This is a genomic window from Streptomyces sp. NPDC002788 (assembly GCF_053592115.1).
Map to the genome: position 1 here is coordinate 643374 of NZ_JBSFVB010000001.1, position 17901 is coordinate 661274.

General features: G+C 71.0%; 14 protein-coding genes. 6 read left to right on the plus strand and 8 right to left on the minus strand.

The window, feature by feature from the left end:
- The first annotated feature begins 45 nt into the window (after window positions 1–45).
- Window positions 46–1728, plus strand: a complete 1683-nt coding sequence (locus ACWD1U_RS02840; protein ID WP_451103869.1) for a SpoIIE family protein phosphatase — start codon at window positions 46–48, stop codon at window positions 1726–1728.
- A gap of 35 nt (window positions 1729–1763) precedes the next feature.
- Entirely contained in the window at window positions 1764–2120 is a 357-nt protein-coding gene (locus ACWD1U_RS02845; RefSeq protein ID WP_451103870.1) for a hypothetical protein, read from the plus strand.
- Between the two features lie 285 nt (window positions 2121–2405).
- Here ACWD1U_RS02845 and ACWD1U_RS02850 read toward each other — a convergent pair whose 3' ends face one another.
- From ACWD1U_RS02850 to ACWD1U_RS02870, 5 genes are all read right to left on the minus strand, one after another.
- Window positions 2406–3788 carry an FAD-binding oxidoreductase gene (locus tag ACWD1U_RS02850; RefSeq protein WP_451103871.1) on the minus strand — a complete coding sequence of 461 codons (1383 nt, stop codon included), beginning with the start codon at window positions 3786–3788 and terminating at the stop codon, window positions 2406–2408.
- 66 nt (window positions 3789–3854) lie between these two features.
- Entirely contained in the window at window positions 3855–5237 is a 1383-nt protein-coding gene (locus ACWD1U_RS02855) for a hypothetical protein (RefSeq protein ID WP_451103872.1), read from the minus strand.
- A gap of 40 nt (window positions 5238–5277) precedes the next feature.
- Window positions 5278–5952: a class I SAM-dependent methyltransferase gene (locus ACWD1U_RS02860; protein ID WP_451103873.1), complete on the minus strand. Its 675-nt coding sequence runs from the start codon at window positions 5950–5952 to the stop codon at window positions 5278–5280.
- Window positions 5953–6306: 354 nt separating this feature from the next.
- Window positions 6307–7242, minus strand: coding sequence for an NAD(P)/FAD-dependent oxidoreductase (locus ACWD1U_RS02865; RefSeq protein WP_451103874.1), 936 nt, complete (start codon window positions 7240–7242; stop codon window positions 6307–6309).
- 292 nt (window positions 7243–7534) lie between these two features.
- Entirely contained in the window at window positions 7535–9913 is a 2379-nt protein-coding gene (locus tag ACWD1U_RS02870; protein WP_451103875.1) for an ATP-binding cassette domain-containing protein, read from the minus strand.
- 157 nt (window positions 9914–10070) lie between these two features.
- Here ACWD1U_RS02870 and ACWD1U_RS02875 point away from each other — a divergent pair, with 157 nt between their 5' ends.
- The 3 genes from ACWD1U_RS02875 to ACWD1U_RS02885 all read left to right on the plus strand — a co-directional run bounded on the left by ACWD1U_RS02875 (window position 10071) and on the right by ACWD1U_RS02885 (window position 13974).
- Window positions 10071–10847 carry a TioE family transcriptional regulator gene (locus ACWD1U_RS02875; RefSeq protein WP_451103876.1) on the plus strand — a complete coding sequence of 259 codons (777 nt, stop codon included), beginning with the start codon at window positions 10071–10073 and terminating at the stop codon, window positions 10845–10847.
- 68 nt (window positions 10848–10915) lie between these two features.
- A complete protein-coding gene (locus tag ACWD1U_RS02880) occupies window positions 10916–12124 on the plus strand; it encodes an erythromycin esterase family protein (protein ID WP_451103877.1) in 1209 nt (402 codons plus the stop codon).
- Between the two features lie 89 nt (window positions 12125–12213).
- On the plus strand, window positions 12214–13974 hold the full coding sequence (locus tag ACWD1U_RS02885) for a non-ribosomal peptide synthetase (RefSeq protein ID WP_451103878.1): 1761 nt from the start codon (window positions 12214–12216) through the stop codon (window positions 13972–13974).
- Window positions 13975–13980: 6 nt separating this feature from the next.
- Here ACWD1U_RS02885 and ACWD1U_RS02890 read toward each other — a convergent pair whose 3' ends face one another.
- Window positions 13981–15168: a cytochrome P450 gene (locus tag ACWD1U_RS02890; protein WP_451103879.1), complete on the minus strand. Its 1188-nt coding sequence runs from the start codon at window positions 15166–15168 to the stop codon at window positions 13981–13983.
- A gap of 197 nt (window positions 15169–15365) precedes the next feature.
- Here ACWD1U_RS02890 and ACWD1U_RS02895 point away from each other — a divergent pair, with 197 nt between their 5' ends.
- Window positions 15366–16052, plus strand: a complete 687-nt coding sequence (locus tag ACWD1U_RS02895) for a tryptophan 2,3-dioxygenase family protein (RefSeq protein ID WP_451103973.1) — start codon at window positions 15366–15368, stop codon at window positions 16050–16052.
- 86 nt (window positions 16053–16138) lie between these two features.
- On the opposite strand, the gene ACWD1U_RS02900 is transcribed toward ACWD1U_RS02895, so the two are convergent.
- Complete coding sequence (locus ACWD1U_RS02900; protein WP_451103880.1) at window positions 16139–16897, minus strand: TetR/AcrR family transcriptional regulator; 759 nt, start codon at window positions 16895–16897, stop codon at window positions 16139–16141.
- A 418-nt stretch (window positions 16898–17315) separates the two neighbouring features.
- On the minus strand, window positions 17316–17723 hold the full coding sequence (locus tag ACWD1U_RS02905) for a helix-turn-helix domain-containing protein (protein ID WP_451103881.1): 408 nt from the start codon (window positions 17721–17723) through the stop codon (window positions 17316–17318).
- Between the last annotated feature and the right edge of the window lie 178 nt (window positions 17724–17901).

Here is a 17901-nt window from a genome sequence, read left to right on the forward strand (position 1 = left end):
GTGGGGGAAGGTGGGGTGCCAGGTTCGGCGAGTGAAGGGTGGGTCGTGGCCGGTGAGGGAGCAGGCTGGTGGCAGTGGGTCGTCGCACAGCTGAGCACAGGCGTGATGGTGGTCGATCCGGCGGGACGGATCCTGGCCGTCAACCCGGCTGCCGAGCGGCTGCTGGGCCGGGCCGCCGACGCGATGCACGGGAAGGACGCGCACGAGCTGCTGCACCGGGATGCGGCCGGTGGCGCACTGCTCCGGGAGCGGTGTCCGCTGCTCCAGGCGCTGGCCGAGAGGACTTCCGCGCGCGGGGAGGGCGACCGCTATCTGCGCGGTGACGGTCGCCTGGTCACGATCTCCTGGTCCGCTTCTCCGCTGACGGGCGACGGCTCGTTCGAGGGCACGGCCGTGCTGTTCACCGACGTCACGGGTGACCACGGCGCGCGCCGGGAACGTGCGGCCTATACCAGTGCGCTGGAGGACCTCAACGAGCGGCTGACGCTGGTCGCGGAGATCACCGACGTCCTGGGCCAGACCCTGGAGACCGACGAGGCCCTCGCCCGGCTGGGCCGCCTGCTGGTGCCGCGCCTGGCCGACTGGGCGGCGGTGGATCTCCGTACCGGCTCGGGGCAGGTCCACCGGGTGGCGGTGACCGGTCCGGCGGGTCGGGACGCCGCGCTGGAGAGCAGGCGCGAGCGCCTGCCCGACCCCGCGGAGGGGGATCACTCACCTCTCGTCCAGGTGCTGAACGGCGGTGATCCCGTCCTGCTGGACGAGGCGCGGACGGCCGCACCGCCCGGCTCTCCCCTGGCCGCCGCGCACGGCGATTTCCTGCGGACGGTGGGGGCGACGTCCGCCATCACGGTGCCGCTGAGCTCGAGACGGCAGGTCACCGGAGCCCTGACGCTGGTGCGCACCGCTCCCGCGCACCCCTTCGACGGCGGTGACCTGGAGGTGGTGAGCGACATCGGCCGCCGGGTCGGCCTCGTCATCGACAACGCCCGGCGGTTCGGCCGCCAGCGCGCAGTCGCCGAGGCGATGCAGCGCAACCTGCTCGCCCCGCTCCCCCAGCCCGGCCGCCTGCGGCTGGCCGCCCGCTACCAGCCGGCACCGGCCGGTTCCCAGGTCGGTGGCGACTGGTACGACGCGTTCGAGTTGAAGGACGGCACGCTCGCGCTGGTCATCGGCGACGTCGTGGGCCACGATCTGACCGCGGCGGGCGGGATGGCCCAACTGCACGGCATCCTGCGCTCGATGGCCTGGGACCACGCGGGGCCGCCGGGCACCGTCGTCGACCGCCTCGACGACGCCATGCCCGCCATCACCACCGTCCCCCTGGCCACCCTCGTCCTCGCCCGGGTCGAAGGCGACCTCGAAACGGGCCCGTGGACCCTGCGCTGGACCAGCGCCGGACACCCGCCGCCTCTCCTGCTGACCCCCGGCGGGCACGCGCAGTACCTCGAAGCCGGGCAGGGACTCCTCCTCGGCGCCCGCCTGGGCACCGGCGGCAGCAGGCCGAACGGCACACAGCCCCTGCCACCCGGCTCCACCCTCCTGCTCTACACCGACGGTTTGATCGAGATCCCCGGAAGCGACCTGGACACCGGCCTCGGCCGCCTGCGCCGCCACGCCCTCGCACTCGCCGACGCCCCGCTGGACACCCTGTGCGACCAGTTGCTCGCCCGCATGCCGCGCAGCACCGACGACGTGGCGCTTCTGGTGCTGCGTCTGCCTGGTGCGTGACAGCAGCCGGACGGACGGTGAATACAATCTGCCTCATGTCGAAGCCTGACGAGCTGCTGGTCGAAGTCGCCGCCCTGGTGGAATCCGGGCAGAGCAATCAGATGTCCCTGACCGTGGTCACCGGCGGTGCTGTCATCACCGGTCGGCTGGCTCCCGAAGCACTGTGGAGGCAGAGGGTGTCGGATGTGCTCACGGATTCGGACCACTTGGCCGAGTTCTCCGCCGTGTTCGACACGCCCGCGAAGAACGGGCCTCCTACGCATCTCCACTTCCATGTCGCCCGCATCCTGCAGGGCACGGTGGGGATCCCCGAGACGGGCGGCATGTACCGCGTCGCGATCGAAGACGTCAGCGCTTGGACCATGGGCGACTTCAGCTATTCCGACCGCTGAGCCATCGCTGCGGCGGAAGGCCGTTGCCGGCGGTGTGGGTCCGGCCGGACCCACACCGCCAGGACTTACTTGGCCGGTTCCAGAATGGCCACGCACTCCACGTGCGACGTCATCGGAAAGATGTCGGCCTGAACAGGTCTCAGAAAAGCCCTGGTCAGAACCGGTTTCCCAGGTCAGCGTCCTCCAGCCCACAGCACCCCGCACCACCCCTACGGACGTCTCGGGCCCGGACGCCGGGGACCTCGGCGAGCGGCACGGTTCCCGCGTGCATGCGAAAAACCTCAGTCAATCGCTTTCTTCCGGTCGGATGTTATGGGTGAACCGGAACAGGTTGTGCCGGTCGTACAGCGTCTTCACGCGTCGCAGCCGCTCGTAATCCTCGGCCGCGAAGAGTTCCCGCACCCGCTCCTGGGAGACCGGGGCGCCGTCGTTGTAGACGGAGTTGAGGCTGCGGCCGACGGTCCAGGGCTTCAGGGCGTCGTAGACGCGCTGATGGACCGGTCGGGCGGCCGTGGACGGCGCGGCCGTACCGCCGGTCATCACGCGCAGCATGTAAGCAGCGTCCCGTCCGCCGACCGCGCCCGGGTCGGGGGGCCGGCGGGCGAAGGCCCCGCCGAGGTGACGGATCTCCACGATGCAGGGCACGGCCGCATCGGGCCCGGCCACATCCACGACGGTCCGCAGGGCCGCGGGATCGAGTTCGCGCAGCTGGACGTTGTCGCCGAAGTAGGCGTGCGGGACGTGCGGGTCCTGGTAGATGGTGCCGACCTGTGTGTACGGCATCTCCCGGACGGTGTCGACCAGCCGCGGGCCGAGCGCCCGCAGGGGCGCCACGAGCCGTTCGCCCTCCTCGGCGGGGCCCGTGAAGGCGATCCGCACGTGTGCGACGTAGCGTCCGCGCAGCGGTTCGGGGACGGACGGCCACGGCGGGCAGGTCATGAGGCAGATCGAGGAGGTGAGCTCCTCAGGCAGCGTCAGGGTCCATGCCCGGTAGGCGTGCAGCAGGTCGACGGGGTGGTCCGCGGCGAAGTGGAGGCCACCGCCGTAGAGCCGCGTCACCGGCACGAGGGCGGTGTCGATGGCGGTGACGGCGCCGAAGTTGCCGCCGCCACCGCGCAGCGCCCAGAACAGGTCGGGGTCGGAGCCGGCCGTGACGTGGCGCAGCGCGCCGTCCGCGGTGACGATGTCGATGGCGCGGACGTAATCGCTGGCGTAACCGGTCCGACGGCCGAGCAGGGCGATACCGCCGCCGAGGAGGTAGCCAACGACGCCGATGTGTGGGGCCGAGCCGTTGACGGGGGCCAGGCCGTGCGGGGCGGCCCGCTCGATGACCTCTCCCCACAGCACGCCGGCCTGGGCCTTGACGGTTCCGGCCTCCGCGTCCACCGCGACGGCCCTCATCCGGCGGGTGGTGATGAGAACGCCCTCGCCGTCCAGGGCGGTGACGATGCCGTGTCCGGTGGACTGCACGGCGACGGGAAGCCTCCGCTCGGCGGCGAAGCGGACCGCGGCGCGCACGTCCTCGGGGCGGGTGGCGCCGACGACGACGGCGGGGCGGTGCCGGAAGCCGGCCTGGAAACCGGTCCGTTCCTCGTCGTACTCCCGGCTGCCGGGCAGGAGGACGGGTCCTCGCACCTCGGCGGCCAGCGTCGCCACGTCCACGCTCATCCGTTGTTCTCCTTCCGTGGACGGCGTGGCCACCGCCCCGCGAGTGCCGCTCGGCCCACAGGTCCGCTAGCGCAGGGACGAGTTCTCCTGCACCCAGTGGAAGCCACGGCTGACCAGCGGGAAGGTGCCGAGGTCGCGGCGGCGCAGTTGCAGGCGGAGGTGGCAGCCGTCGGCCTTGCCCTCCAGGATCAGGTGATCGTCGGCTGGGCGCTCGAAGGCGAACGTCACCTGCCACTTCGGGTCGGCCATCTTGGTCAGGGCGATCGAACGGGCGTTCATGTCGATCGCGGCCATGCAGGGGGCGAGCGAGTCGTCCATGTGCTGGATGGCCACGGCGTCGACGGAGTCCACGACGACTCGGCGCCAGCGCCGGCCGTCGGTCGTCACAGGCGGATGCTGCTCGCCGTCGGCGGAGAAGTCGATGACGTCCCAGACGCCGTACAACTCGGGCTTCTGCCGTCCGCCTCCGTGATTCTTCCAGAACGTCCAGTCGTTGCGCAGTTGCGCGCCGAGCAGCCAGAGTCCGGCCCCGGCCTGGAGGGCGGTGGCGATCCGGTTCGCCCGGTGGGAACGGAAGAGGTCCGCGCGGGCGGCCCCGGGGAGCGGGCGCTCCGTGAGCACGGCCCCGGCCAGGCGAGGCGCGTGCGGGGCCAGCAGAAGCAGGCTGAGCAGGAGCAGCTGGAAGGAGTGGACCTTGACGGGGACGTCGAAGGTCATGTTGAGCAGGAGCACCTGGGCCATCTCCGCCGCGGACAGCAGCGCGCCCAGCGACGCCGTGCGCGGCACGATGAGGAGCAGCCCGCCCGCGATCTCCGCACAGCCGAGCAGTATCTGGTACGGCGTCGAGGATCCGGTCTGCGCCCACAGCAGGCTCATCGGGCTCAGGTCGCCGAGCGGCTCGACCAGCTTGGACGGCGGCAGCTGGAACTGGAGCGGGACAGCCTTGGCCGCGCCGTAGGAGAACATCTGCCCCGCGAGGCAGAAACGGGCGGCCAGACGGAACCACTCGTCCAGCGTCGCGCAGTCCGTCCGGTGCCGGTCGAGCACGGACCAGACCGGGGTGGCCGCGGCGGCACCCGCGAGCCAGCAGAGCTGCCCGGCCCAGGTGTGCGGGTCGTCGCCGCCGTCGAAACGGTCACCCAGCTCCCTGCCGAGGAACCGGACGGACATCCAGTTCCGCACCGGGCGTATCGCCCAGACCTTCGCCCAGGCGTCGGCCGCTTCCTGCAGACGCCCCATTCCGCCCCCGCGCAGGGCCAGATAGACCTGCGGCGAGGTCAGGCAGTAGAGGCCGGCGTAGACGCAGCCGAACCGGTAGGCGGTGCGGGCGGCCCCGGCCCACTTCGGCGGGGCCGGGGAGGTGCCGCCCGGCGGGAACGCGCGTCTGGCCGCACGGCCGGCCGGTGAAGACGCGACGTTCCGCAGCCACTTGCCTACTCGCACGTTCATCGTTCATCACCTTCTCAGGGGCCGTCTTCGGTGGTCGCGGTCAGCTACGGCGGAAACGTCCGAGCCAGGCGTGCACGTCGAGGAGTTCCGACGTGGGCGGGATGATGCCGCGCATGAGGGCCTCGTCGATCGACTCGACCGTCCAGCCGTCGGCGAAGCCGTCGCGCAAGTGGTCGGCGGAGCGCTTGAGGGCGGGCGGCTCGTCGTCGTCCGGGAGTGGCGCCGGTATCTCCTCGATGGCCTCGGCGAGCCGCGCCTGCATCTCCGCGGATCCCCGGTCGCTGATCGAGAGGATGTGCGCCACCGCCCCCGGGCGGCAGGCCCGGTGCAGGGCCGCCGCGTAGGCGCGCAGCCTGTCGCCCTCGAAGGTGTGGGCGAGGCCGGAGTCGATCACGGTGTCGAAACGTCCTTCGTAGCCCGTGAGGTCGAGGGCGTCGGCGACTTCGAAGACGGCGCCCAGTCCGCGTGCGGCGGCCTTGTCCCGGGCGAGGGAGATGGCCGTCGGGGACAGGTCCAGCCCCGTCACCGCGTAGCCCTTGCCCGCCAGGTGGAGGGCGTCCTCGCCAGTGCCGCAGCCCGCGTCGAGCACCGTGCCGCGGATGAGCCCCGCTTCCTCAAGGGCGACGTAGGCGGGTTGGGGCGCCCCGATGTCCCACGGCGGGCGCTTGCCGAACGGGCTCTCCCCGCGGTAGACGGCGTCGAATACCTCAGTCATCACCGCGGGTCCGTCGGGTGCGCCGGCAGGTTCAGTCATGGCTGCCATGATTGCGTCGCCCCCCGGCGCCTCCTCGGTCTCTTGCGGAACTCTGTCACGGTGGTGTCGTCCGCCGGTCAGCGCAAGCCGTACGTGCGGACCGAACCACGAGGCGGTCGGGTGCGGGGAGCGAGCCGAAACGCTTGCACAGTCCGGCCGTTCTGATCGCTGCCGGCATCTGCCGTGACTCCTTTCCCGGTCCGGCGCGCCCTGGGGTGCGGGGTGGCGGGGCGGCGACCCGGTTCAGTGGTGCACGGCACCGAGTAAGGGGTCCTTGCACTATGCCCGCCCGGGTCGCGCGGCCTGATCGGACGCTCATAGTGCAAGGACCCCTAAGGCTGACGTGTGGATGGCGTCGGCGGCCGCCGCGCCCGCCGCGGTCGACGCGGTGACCGACTGCTTCCAGCGACTGGTCAGGTCCCCGGCCGCGTACAGGCCGGGCACGCTGGTGCACTGGGAGGCGTCGACGCCGACGAAGCCGGCGTCGTCGACCGTCAGCTTGAGTTCGTCGGCCGCCCGCTGCACGACGGGTTGCTGCCGTTGTCGCGGCGTCCACACCAGGGTCTGCCGCTCCAGGACCCTGCCGTCGGCCAACTCGATGCCGTACAGGTCCCCTTCCCGGTGGTGCAGGCGGCGGACCGTTCCCGTGACGACGTCCCCTCCCCTGCTTCGCGCGGTCGCGCGAGCGGTCTCCAGGCCGGGCATCGACTCCTGGCAGATCGCGATCGTGTCCTCGCTCCAGGCGCGGAAGGCCACGGCCGACAGTCCGGCGAGTTCCGCGTTGTCGGCGACCGTCGCCCAGCGCCGACCGGCGTTCTCCTCACCGAGGCAGAACGGGCAGTGGATCACGCTGCGGCCCCAGCACTCCGTGAAGCCGTCCACGTCGGCCGGATGGACGTCGACGACACCGGTCGCGAGCAGGACGGTTCGGGCCTCGACGGTCTCACCGCCGCCGAGGGCGACCCGGAAGCCCCCGCCGGGAGCGGGGGACACGCTGTCGGCGTCGTCCTCCAGCCGCTCCACGGTCGTGTACCGGCAGAGTTCCCGCCAGGCGCGCTCCCGGAACTCGGCGGGAGTGAGGCCGTCCATGCCGATGTGGCCGTGAACGCCCGCCGACGCGCTGTTGCGCGGTGCCCGGGGGCTGTCCACGACGATCACCGGGTGCCGGTATCTGGCCAGACCGAGCGCCGCTGTGAGCCCGGCGGGGCCGGCTCCCACGATCACGGTGGTGTGGTCGGTGTGCGAGGACATCGGTGTGATCCCTTCCGTCGGGCGGCATGAGCGGGGTCCGTCCACCGCAGGAGCGGTCCGGCAGGTGCTCGGTGTGGGAACGCCGGAATGGGCTGTCGGCGGGCGGAAGCCGTCGGCCCGCATTGTGGTCGCCGCCGCGCTGGTGGAAAGGTGCGGGCGAAAGAGGTGAGCCAGACAGTCGTGCGCCCGCGCGGCACGCCCGATGCCGACTTGGCGCCCGGGTACGAGCCGGCCACGGTCGACGCCCCCGCCCCGAGTCACCAGGCGGGGGCAGGCGGACGGCCGCGTCGCGTCAGGCGCTGACGTACTGGGCGAGGTGCTCGCCGGTGAGGGTCGGGCGGGCGGCGACGAGTTCGGCGGGAGTGCCCTCGAAGACGATCCGGCCGCCGTCGTGGCCGGCGCCGGGGCCGAGGTCGATGATCCAGTCGGCGTGGGCCATGACCGCCTGGTGGTGCTCCACGACGATGACCGTCTTGCCGGCGTCCACCAACCGGTCGAGCAGGGCGAGCAGTTGCTCGACGTCGGCCAGGTGCAGGCCGCTGGTCGGCTCGTCGAGGATGTAGACGCTGCCCGTTCCCCCCATGTGGCCGGCGAGCTTCAGCCGTTGCCGCTCGCCGCCGGAGAGGGTGGTGAGCGGCTGGCCGAGGCTGAGGTAGCCCAGACCGACCTCGGCGAGCCGGTCGAGGACGGTGTACGCGGCCGGCGTCCGTGCCTCACCGCTGCGGAAGAACTCGGCGGCCTCGGCCACCGGCATCGCGAACACCTCGCTGATGTCCCGGCCGCCGAGCCGGTACTGGAGCACCGACGCCTGGAACCGCTTGCCCTCGCAGTCCTCGCAGGTGGTGGCGACACCGGCCATGATCGCCAGGTCGGTGTAGATGACACCGGCGCCCTTGCACGTGGGGCAGGCACCCTCGGAGTTGGGGCTGAACAGGGCGGGCTTGACCCCGTTGACCTTGGCGAACGTCTTGCGGATCGGTTCGAGCATGCCCGTGTAAGTGGCCGGGTTGCTGCGCCGGGAGCCCTTGATGGGCGACTGGTCCACCGTGACGACGCCGTCCCGGCCCGCTACCGAGCCGTGGATCAGTGAACTCTTGCCGGAGCCCGCGACCCCGGTGACCACGGTGAGCAGGCCGAGCGGGATGTCCACGTCGACGTCGCGCAGGTTGTGGGCGTTGGCGCCGCGCACCTCCAGCACACCGGACCGCTCGCGCACGGACGGCTTCAGCGAGGCCCGGTCGTCCAGATGCCGCCCGGTGACGGTACCGCTGGCCCGCAGACCCTCGACGGTGCCCTCGAAGACCACCTCGCCGCCCTTGGTACCGGCCATCGGTCCCAGGTCGACGACGTGGTCGGCGATCACGATCGTCTCCGGCTTGTGCTCCACGACCAGCACGGTGTTGCCCTTGTCCCGCAGCCGCAGCAGCAGGTCGTTCATCCGCTGGATGTCATGCGGGTGCAGGCCGACGGTGGGCTCGTCGAAGACGTAAGTGACGTCGGTGAGCGAGGAGCCCAGGTGACGGACCATCTTGACGCGCTGGGCCTCACCGCCCGAGAGCGTGCTCGAGGACCGGTCGAGCGAGAGGTAGCCGAGGCCGATCTGGACGAACGAGTCGAGGGTCTGGCCGAGCACCGTGAGCAGTGTCGTGACCGACGGGTCGGTCAGACCGCGGATCCAGGCCGCGAGGTCGCTGATCTGCATGGCGCAGGCGTCGGCGATGCTGAGGCCGTCGATCTTCGCGGACCGGGCGGTCTCGCTGAGCCGGGTGCCGTGGCACTCGGGGCAGACGGAGAACGCCACCGCCCGTTCCACGAAGGCACGGATATGCGGCTGGAGCGTCTCCTTGTCCTTGGACAGGAACGACTTGCGCACCCGCGCGAGGAGGCCCTCGTAGGTGGTGTTGACCCCCTTCACCTTGACCTTGACCGGGTCCCGGTGCAGGAAGTCGTGCCGTTCCTCCTCGGTGTAGTCGCGGATCGGCTTGTGCGGGTCGAGGAAGCCCGACTCGGTGAACGACTGCACCACCCAGCCGTCGGGCTTCCATCCGGGGACTGTGATCGCGCCGTCCGCGAGCGACTTGGAATCGTCGAACAGCTGGGCGGGATCGATGTCCGAGACGGTGCCCATGCCCTCGCACCGCAGGCACATGCCGCCGACGACGCTGAAGCCCTTCTCGATCTTCTTGCCGTTCACCACGAGGACACCCGACGCGTCGGCCGACGCGACGTTGAAGGCGAACGCCTTCTGCGACCCGATGTAAGGCTTGGCGAGCCGGCTGAAGAGGATGCGCAGCAGTGTGCCCGCGTCGGTGGCGGTGCCGACCGTGGAGCGGAGGCTGGCGCCCATCGGCTGCTGGTCGACCAGGATCGCGGTGGTCAGCCCGTCGAGCACGTCGACCTCGGGCCGCGCCAGAGTGGGCATGAAGCCCTGGATGAAGGCGCTGTACGTCTCGTTGATCAGCCGTTGCGACTCCGCGGCGATCGTGTCGAACACCAGGGAGCTCTTGCCCGAGCCGGAGACCCCGGTGAACACGGTCAGCCGCCGTTTAGGGATCTCCACATGCACGTTCTTGAGGTTGTTCTCACGTGCTCCGTACACACGGATCATGTCATGGCTGTCGGCGGCACAGAGCGCAGCGGGCTGGGTGTCCGTCTCGGTGCCGGCCGTCATGGTGTCCCTCCCGTTTGTCGGACGCGGCACGCCTTCGTCATGCGACGTGGTGACCAGTTCCTGAACGTCCCGGTTCATGGGCTCAAGCGTATACCTGCAAAGCCGGTTGAGGGTTTTGGAGGCACCACGCGGATCTCTTCGGATAGAGTCTCAAACCGTGAAGTACCTGCGTCCCTACGACCTGGCCCGTGAGCACGGCATTTCCACCCAGGCGGTCCGCAACTACGAGCGGGACGGGTTCATCCCGCTCGCCCGGCGCACCCCGTCCGGCTACCGCACCTACACCGAGATCCACGCGGCGGCCCTGCGCGCCTATCTGGCGCTCGTCCAGGCATACGGTTACGCCACGGGCGGCGAGATCATGCGGTCGCTCAACACCGGCGACCTCGACGCCGCGCTGACGGCCGTGGACCGCGGCCACGCCCAACTGCTGCGCGACCGCAGCACGCTGGACGCGGTGGGGCGGGCGGTGGCGCACCTCACCAGCGGCCCCGGCCCCGCCGAGCACACCACCGCCGGCAGCGAGCCGCTCAGCATCGGCGAACTCGCGCGCCGTCTGGGGGTGACCGCGGCGACCCTGCGGAACTGGGAGGCGGTGGGCATCCTCATCCCCGCCCGGGAGCCGGTCACCGGCCACCGTTCGTTCGGCGCCACGGACGTGCGCGACGCCGAACTGACCCATCTCCTGCGGCGCGGCGGCTACCCACTGGAGCACATCAGCACGGTGGTTCGGCAGATCCGCACGGCCGGCGGCACCGAAGCGCTGTCCGCCGCCCTCGAGGACTGGCGGCGACGGCTCACGGCCCGCGGTGTGTCCATGCTCGACGCGGCAGCCCGTCTCGGCGGGTACGTGGCCCTCCTCGGCATCGCCCCGGCCGGACCGCCGGCCGCCGCGGAACCCGCTCCCGCGCCGGGGTCCCCGCCGACGGTTTGAGACCTCGCGACCCGGCGGGTCCGCCCGCGGCGCCGACGGCACCGCCGTAAGCCTCAACAGGTCTTTCAATGATTCGATGGACAGACATGAGAAAGGACTTCCACGACCTGCCCGTTGCCTCGTGCTCCGTGCTGGCGCTCGGCGAACCCACCCACCGGGAACCCGCCTTCGGGTGGGTGCGCAACGAGTTGTTCGCCCGGCTGGCCCGCCTCGGCTTCCGCTCGATCGCCCTGGAGACCGACCGCGTGGCCGCGCTGCGCGTCGACGACTTCGTCAAGGGCGGCGACGGGGATCTCGACGAGGTGGCGCGGGAGGGCTTCTCCCACGGCTTCGGGAACCTGGAGACCAACCGGCGCCTCGTCGCCTGGATGCGCGACCACAACGCGAACCTGCCGCCGGAGGAAAGGCTGACCTTCCACGGCTTCGACGTCCCGACGGAGACGACGAGCGCCCCCAGCCCGCGGACCTGTCTCGAGCACGCCCGGGACTATCTGGGGCTCGACCTCGACCTGACCGGGCTGCTCGGCGCGGACGACCAGTGGAGCCGTACGGAGGCGGTGATGGACCCGGCCATGTCGGTCGGCGCCACGCCCGAGGCCGAGCGGCTGCGGTCCCTCGCCGACGACATGCTCGCCCTGCTCCACTCCAACGCCGCCGAGCGGATCGCGCAGACCTCGCGCGCGGAGTGGCTCCGGGCCAGGACGCACCTCACCGCCGGCCTCGGGCTGCTGCGCTACCACCGGCAGGCGGCCCAGCGCCTGGAGAACAACACCCGGCTGTCCCGGCTGTTCGCCACCCGGGACGCGCTCATGGCGCAGAACCTCCTCGACATCCGCAGCATCGAGGGCCGCCGGGGCGCGACGCTGGTCTTCGCCCACAACGTGCACCTCCAGCGGACCCCGAGCACTTGGAGCCTGGGAGACCTGCGCGTCGGCTGGCCCGGGGCCGGCACCGTCGTGGCACCGCTGCTGGGCGAGCAGTACGTCTTCGTCGCCGGCAGCCTGGGCCGCAGTGAGGCCATCGGGCTGGGCGACCCCGAGCCGGGCACCCACGAGAGCGTTCTGCAGGACCGCGTCACCGATTGGGCCCTGGCCCCCACCGGCACGGTCACCGCCGCCCGGACCCGGACGGACACCACCCCGCAGCAGGGCTACTTTCCGCTCGACCAGGCCCTCCTGGACACCGCCGACGCGGTCCTGCACGTCCGCGACGGCTCCGCCGTCACCCGGTCGGGGGACCTCCTGCGCACCCCCGCCGGCGCCCGGAGCGAGCACTGACAGAGACGGGAAGGATTCGCCGGGCTCCCCGGGCGCCGGAGATTAGATTCGCCGTCGATCGGGGAGCCTCTCGAAGGAGCTGACCGCGCTTGAACACGGTTCCTGCACTGTTCGAGTCAATCGTCGCCCGACAGGGTGGCGAACCCGCCCTCGTCGACGGGGAGGGCACCCTTGGGTACACGGAGCTGAACACCCGGATCAACCGGCTCGCCCGCAGGCTCATCGCGCACGGTGTCGGTCCCGACTCGCTCGTCGCGATCGCGATGCCGAAGTCGCGAGAACTGATCGTGGCGATCATGGCGGTGCTCAAGGCCGGCGGCGCCTACCTCCCGCTCGACCCGGACTATCCGGCGGAACGACTGTCGTTCATGCTGTCCGACGCACGGCCGGTGCTGCTGCTGCGGTCCTCCTCGGTGGCGCCCCTCGGAGCGGGTCCGGAGGAACTCGTCCTCGACGACCCGGCGTTCCATGCCGCGTGCGCGGCTCTGCCGGGGCACGACGTCGCCCAGCACGAGCGCCGCGCCGCACTGCGCCCCGAGCACCTGATGTACGTCATCTACACCTCGGGGTCGACCGGGAAACCAAAGGGCGTCGCCGTGCCGCACAGCGGTGTGCGCGACATGGCCGCCACCCAGGCGGCCGTCCTGCGGGCGGGCCCGGGCGACCGCGTGCTCCAGTGGGCGTCCATCAGTTTCGACGCCGCCTTCTGGGACGTGTCCCTGGCGCTGCTGTCCGGGGCGGCCCTCGTCATGGTGCCCGCCGACGACCTGCTGCCGGGCCATCCGCTGTGGAACACCCTTCTCAAGTACGGCATCACGCACGCCGTACTGCCCCCGGTGGCGCTCAGCGAGACCGACGCCGAGGACGTCCTGCCCGGCGGTACCGTCATGTCCACGGGGGACAGCTGTACGCCGACGCTGGTGCGCAAGTGGTCGCGGGCGCGGCGGATGTTCAACGGTTACGGTCCGACCGAGGTGACCGTCGGGGCGACGATCGCCGGGCCGGTGCGCGACGCCGGTGACATCGGGATCGGCACTCCTTGGGTCGGCAAGGAGGTGCACGTGCTCGACGAGCGCCTGCGCCCGGTGCCGCCCGGCACGGAAGGCGAGCTGTACATCGCCGGCAGCGGGCTGGCGCGCGGCTATCTCAACCGGTACCCGGCGACCGCGGCGAAGTTCGTGGCCGACCCGTTCGGGCCGCCGGGCACCCGGATGTACCGTACGGGCGACCGGGGCCGCAGGCGGCCGGACGGCGAGCTGTTCTTCGCGGGCCGCGCCGACGGCCAGGTGAAGCTGCGCGGTTTCCGCGTCGAGCTCGGTGAGATCGAAGCCCAGCTCGCCGCCCATCCGGCGGTGGACGTCGCCGTCGCCGTGCTGCGGGGTGAGCTGGCCGACGCGCATGTCGTCGGCTACGTCACCACCACGGCGCCGGTCGAGCCGGGTGATCTGCGCGCCCATGTCGCCGAGTCGCTGCCCGTACACATGGTGCCCGCACGGGTCACGGTGCTGGAGCGGTTCCCGACGCTGGCCAACGGCAAGATCGACCGGGGGGCCCTGCCGCAGCCGGACGCGGGCACCGGGGAACTTCCGGGCGGCGGGCGGGCGCCGGAGGCCGTCGAGGCGGACGACTACGCGGCCGTGGTCTGCGCGATCGTGCGGGAAGTCCTCGGGACACCGGAGGCGACGGCCGCCGACAACTTCTTCCAGCTCGGCGGGCACTCCGTGCAGGCGACCAGGCTGGTCGCCCGGATCCGGGAGCGGTTCGAGGTCGCGCTGTCGATCCGGACCGTGCTGGAGGCGGCGACGATCGGCGAGCTGGCCGCGGCCGTCGAGAGCCGGCTGCCCGGCTGACGGCCGTCAGCGGAAGGCGACCGGCAGACTGGCGTAGCCGTTCAGGAAGTTGGAGTAGATCGGGGCGGGCTCGCCGCACACCTCGATCTCGCCGACCGACTCGGTGAGCGAGCTCAGCAGTGCGCGCAGTTCCGCTCGGCCGAGGAAGGCGCCGACGCAGAAGTGCGGGCCGTGTCCGAAGGAGAGGTGCTTGTTGGGCGAGCGGGCCGGGTCGAACCGGCGCGGCTGGTCGAACACCTCCTCGTCGTTGTTGGCGGAGGTGTTCCACAGCGTCACGATGTCGCCCGCGCGCACCTGCCGGCCGCCTATCCGCATGTCCCGGGTCGCGGTGCGGGCGAAGTGCATGGCCGGTGTGGCCCAGCGCAGCACCTCCTCGACGGCCGTGTCGATCGCGGCCGACCCTTCGCGCAACGCCCGCCACTGGGCGGGGTGCTCGGCGAACGTCTTCACCGCGCAGATCGCGGACACGCGGGAGGACTCGTCGCCGCCGAGCACGAGGCTGTAGCAGTTGAGCGCGACCTCCTCCAGCGTCAGCGGGCGGCCTCCCGCCTCCGCCGTCGCGATCATGCTGATCACGTCGTCGCCGGGGTCGCCGCGGCGGTGCCGGGCGAGGTCCATGAAGTAGCCGATGAGCTCGTTCCGGGCCTCCAGGGAGTCCAGCCGGTCGGACTCGGCGTCGTCCGAGGAGAGGGCCAGCTGGTTCCAGCGCAGCAGCTTCTCGCGGTCCGCCTCCGGAATGGAGAGCAGATCGCAGATCGTGTTCATCGGGATGTGCTCGGCGACCTCCGCGGCGAAGTCGAACTCCCCCTGCTGAGCGACGGTCCTGATGAGCCGTGAGGTCCGTTTCCACACCTTCTCCTCCACCGCGCCGAGGACGCGCGGGGAGAAGGCGCGGAGCATCAGGTTGCGCAGCTCGCGGTGGCGGGGCCGGTCGGTGACCGCGAGCATCTTGCCGCCTGCCGAGTCACCGCCGCTCAGAAGGACGTCCAGTACGGTCCCGCGAGCGGAGCTCAGGGAGCGTACGTCGGCGTAGCAGGACAGCACGTCGGCGTGACGGGCGACGACCCAGAAACCGGGATTTCCCTCGTGCCAGTACACGGGCCGGTGCTTGCGCACGTCGCGCCAGAACTCGTATGCGTCGTGCCGTACGAAGGCGGTCGCGTCGGTCAGGTCCAGCTCGGGCGGGGTGGTCATGCCCAAATCGTCACATCGGCGGCACCGACGCCGGGCAGCTCTTGCGCAGGTCTTTCTTCTTGAATGAGAGACGAAAGATTGCTGATCAGCCGGTTCTTCCCGTGTCACGCTCAGAAATATGGGTCGTTGGACGCCGCCGGATCGTCCGGCTGCGGCCGGCAGCTCACCTATGACGAGGAGGCGGCGTCCTGAGTACTCTGACGTATGGGGACTATCTCCACATGGAGACCCTGCTTTCGCTCCAAGAGCCGCAGGCCCCCCACACAGCCGGCCGCGCGGTCGTCCTGGCCGAACAGTTCTTCATCATCACCCACCAGTCCTGCGAGCTGTGGCTGAAGCAGCTCGCGGCTGATCTGGACGCCGCCGCCGAGGCGCTCCTGCCGCCCTGTGACCCGCACGATTTGGAGCTGGGGCTGGAATTCCTCCTGCGGTCCGGCGAGTTGATACGAGTGCTTCAGCAGCAGTTGCTGGTGCTGGAGAAACTGCCACTGCGGTACTTCGCCCAGTTCCGGACCTATCTGGACACGGCGAGCGGCGCGCAGTCCGCGCAGTTCCGGCGGCTGACGGCACTGCTGGGCAACAGTCACCACCAGGGCAGTCTCTACGAGGCGTTCGCGGCGGCGGTCGAGTACCGCGGGCAGTCCGTGCACGACGTCTGCCGACGTGGCGTGGAGTCCGGCGTGCTGCACCGCCTCGCGGAAGCACTGGTGGACTTGGGGAACGGGTACTGGCACTGGAAGGTGGCTCACCTGGCGCTGGTGTCGAAGATGATCGGGGAGCAGAGCGGAACCGGCGGCTCGAGCGGTGTCGACTTCCTCGCCCGCCGAGTCACCCGGCCCTTCCCGGAACTTCGCCGGCTGCGCGGTAAGGTGCACCACACATAGCCTTCCGGCCGCCGCCGACGTGCATCCACGGCGGTGGCGGCAGTGGCGACGGGCGGTTTTCCGGCGCGGCTGGTCGAGAAAGATCATCAGCTCCGGACGGCCAAGGCCTCGATACCCGCGATCAGCAGGTCCAGGGCGAAGCTGAAGTCGCTGTCCAGCATCTCGGCCACCGTGTCGCCGCCGCGTGCCGCCATGATGTCCTTGGACTTCCGGATGATCTCGGCGCTTCCGGGGGCCTCGTCCACCAGGGACATGACCTGCTGGAAGTACTCCTCCGGGGACAGTCCGGTGTCCGCGATCCGGGTCAGGAAGCGGCTCTCGATCGTGCCGTAGCCATAGACGAACTGGAAGACGGCCGAGAGCGCCCCGGTCACCCCGTGCGCGGGCAGCCCCGCCCGGCGGACGAGCCGCTGGACCGCGCGGGAGAACGCGAGCGAGTTCGGGCCGATGTTGAGGTAACGCCCGGCGAGCGGCGACAGCCAGGGGTGGCGGACCAGCAGTCCCCGGTACGCACCGGCCAGCCCCCGCAGCTGCTCGCGCCAGTCCTCGTCGGTGAGGTCCGGGTCGGGCAGCTCCAGTTCGGCGTAAACCGCGTCCAGGACGAGTTCGAGCAGGTCGTCCTTGGTGTCGATGTACCAGTACAGGGACATGGCGGTGACGTTCAGTTCGGCGGCCAGCCGGCGCATGGAGAACTTGGCGAGTCCCTCGGCGTCCAGCAGCCGCACCGACGCCGCGGTGATCCGCTCCCGGTCCAGCCCGGAGGGCTGCCCGCCGCGCCCCCGGCGCCGGACCTCGCCCTTCCGCCAGAGACTGTCCCGCGTCGACCGATCTGCCCGCTTCGTCACCGACGCACCTTCTTCCGACTGAGATCAGTTCTCAGATGCTAGGGCCGCGGCCGGCCCGCAGGGGGGTGAGGCCGACACGCTGCGTGACCCGGCCGCGCGGAGGCAACCGGCCCCAACGCCCCGGAGTGGCCGGCCCCTGCCGTCACACTCCCCGCCTGCCCGGCGACGCCATACGCGCTCTCGCGGCACCGGGCCAAGGGGTCCTCGCACTGTGCCCGCCCGGGTCGCGCGGCCTGGCACCGCGCAGACCACGCGACCTGATCGGACACTCACAGTGAAAACACCCCTAAGACCCGAGCACGTCCAGTGAGAGGCTCAGTGCCGGGACTTCCCCCGGTCTCCGGCCGGGGCTTCCAGAGCACACACCTGACGCCGCGAGGCCCGTCCTCCGGGCGCAGCGGGAGTGTGACGACAGGAGCTAGCGGGCTTCGACCTCCAGGGCATAACCGCGGCCCCAGGCCGTGCGGATCACCAGGTCGGTCGCTGACAGACGGCGTCGGAGCCGCATGATGTGGAGGTCGAGCGAGTTCCTCGTCGGCCTCTGCACGCGTTCCGCGAGCCGTTGTGAGAGTTCGTGCCGGTACACCACCTCCCCGAAGTGCTCGATGAGCAGTTCCATCAATTCGGTCTGGACGTTGGAGATGGTGATCGAGTGCGAACCGAAGGTGAGTGTTCCGGCGGAGTCGAGGGTGGGTGTCTGCCGGCTGTCGAGCCGGTTCTGGAGCGCCCTGACCCGGGCGTCGAGATCGTCCCGGGAGATGGGCGCCCGGACCCAATCCTCGAAGGGGTCGTTGCAGACCGGCGGACGGGCACCCGCCTCCACCACGAGGAGACGGGGTACGCCGTCCCTCCTACATCGGTTCCGAAGGTCTGTCTGGGCCGGCCATCGGACGAACATGACATCGCTGGTCGTGCATCGCACAGCGTGCGCCTCCCCGTCGACGCATACAGGTGGTCACTGTCATCGCCGGCCCACGGCGTTCTCACGCCGACCGAACAAACGC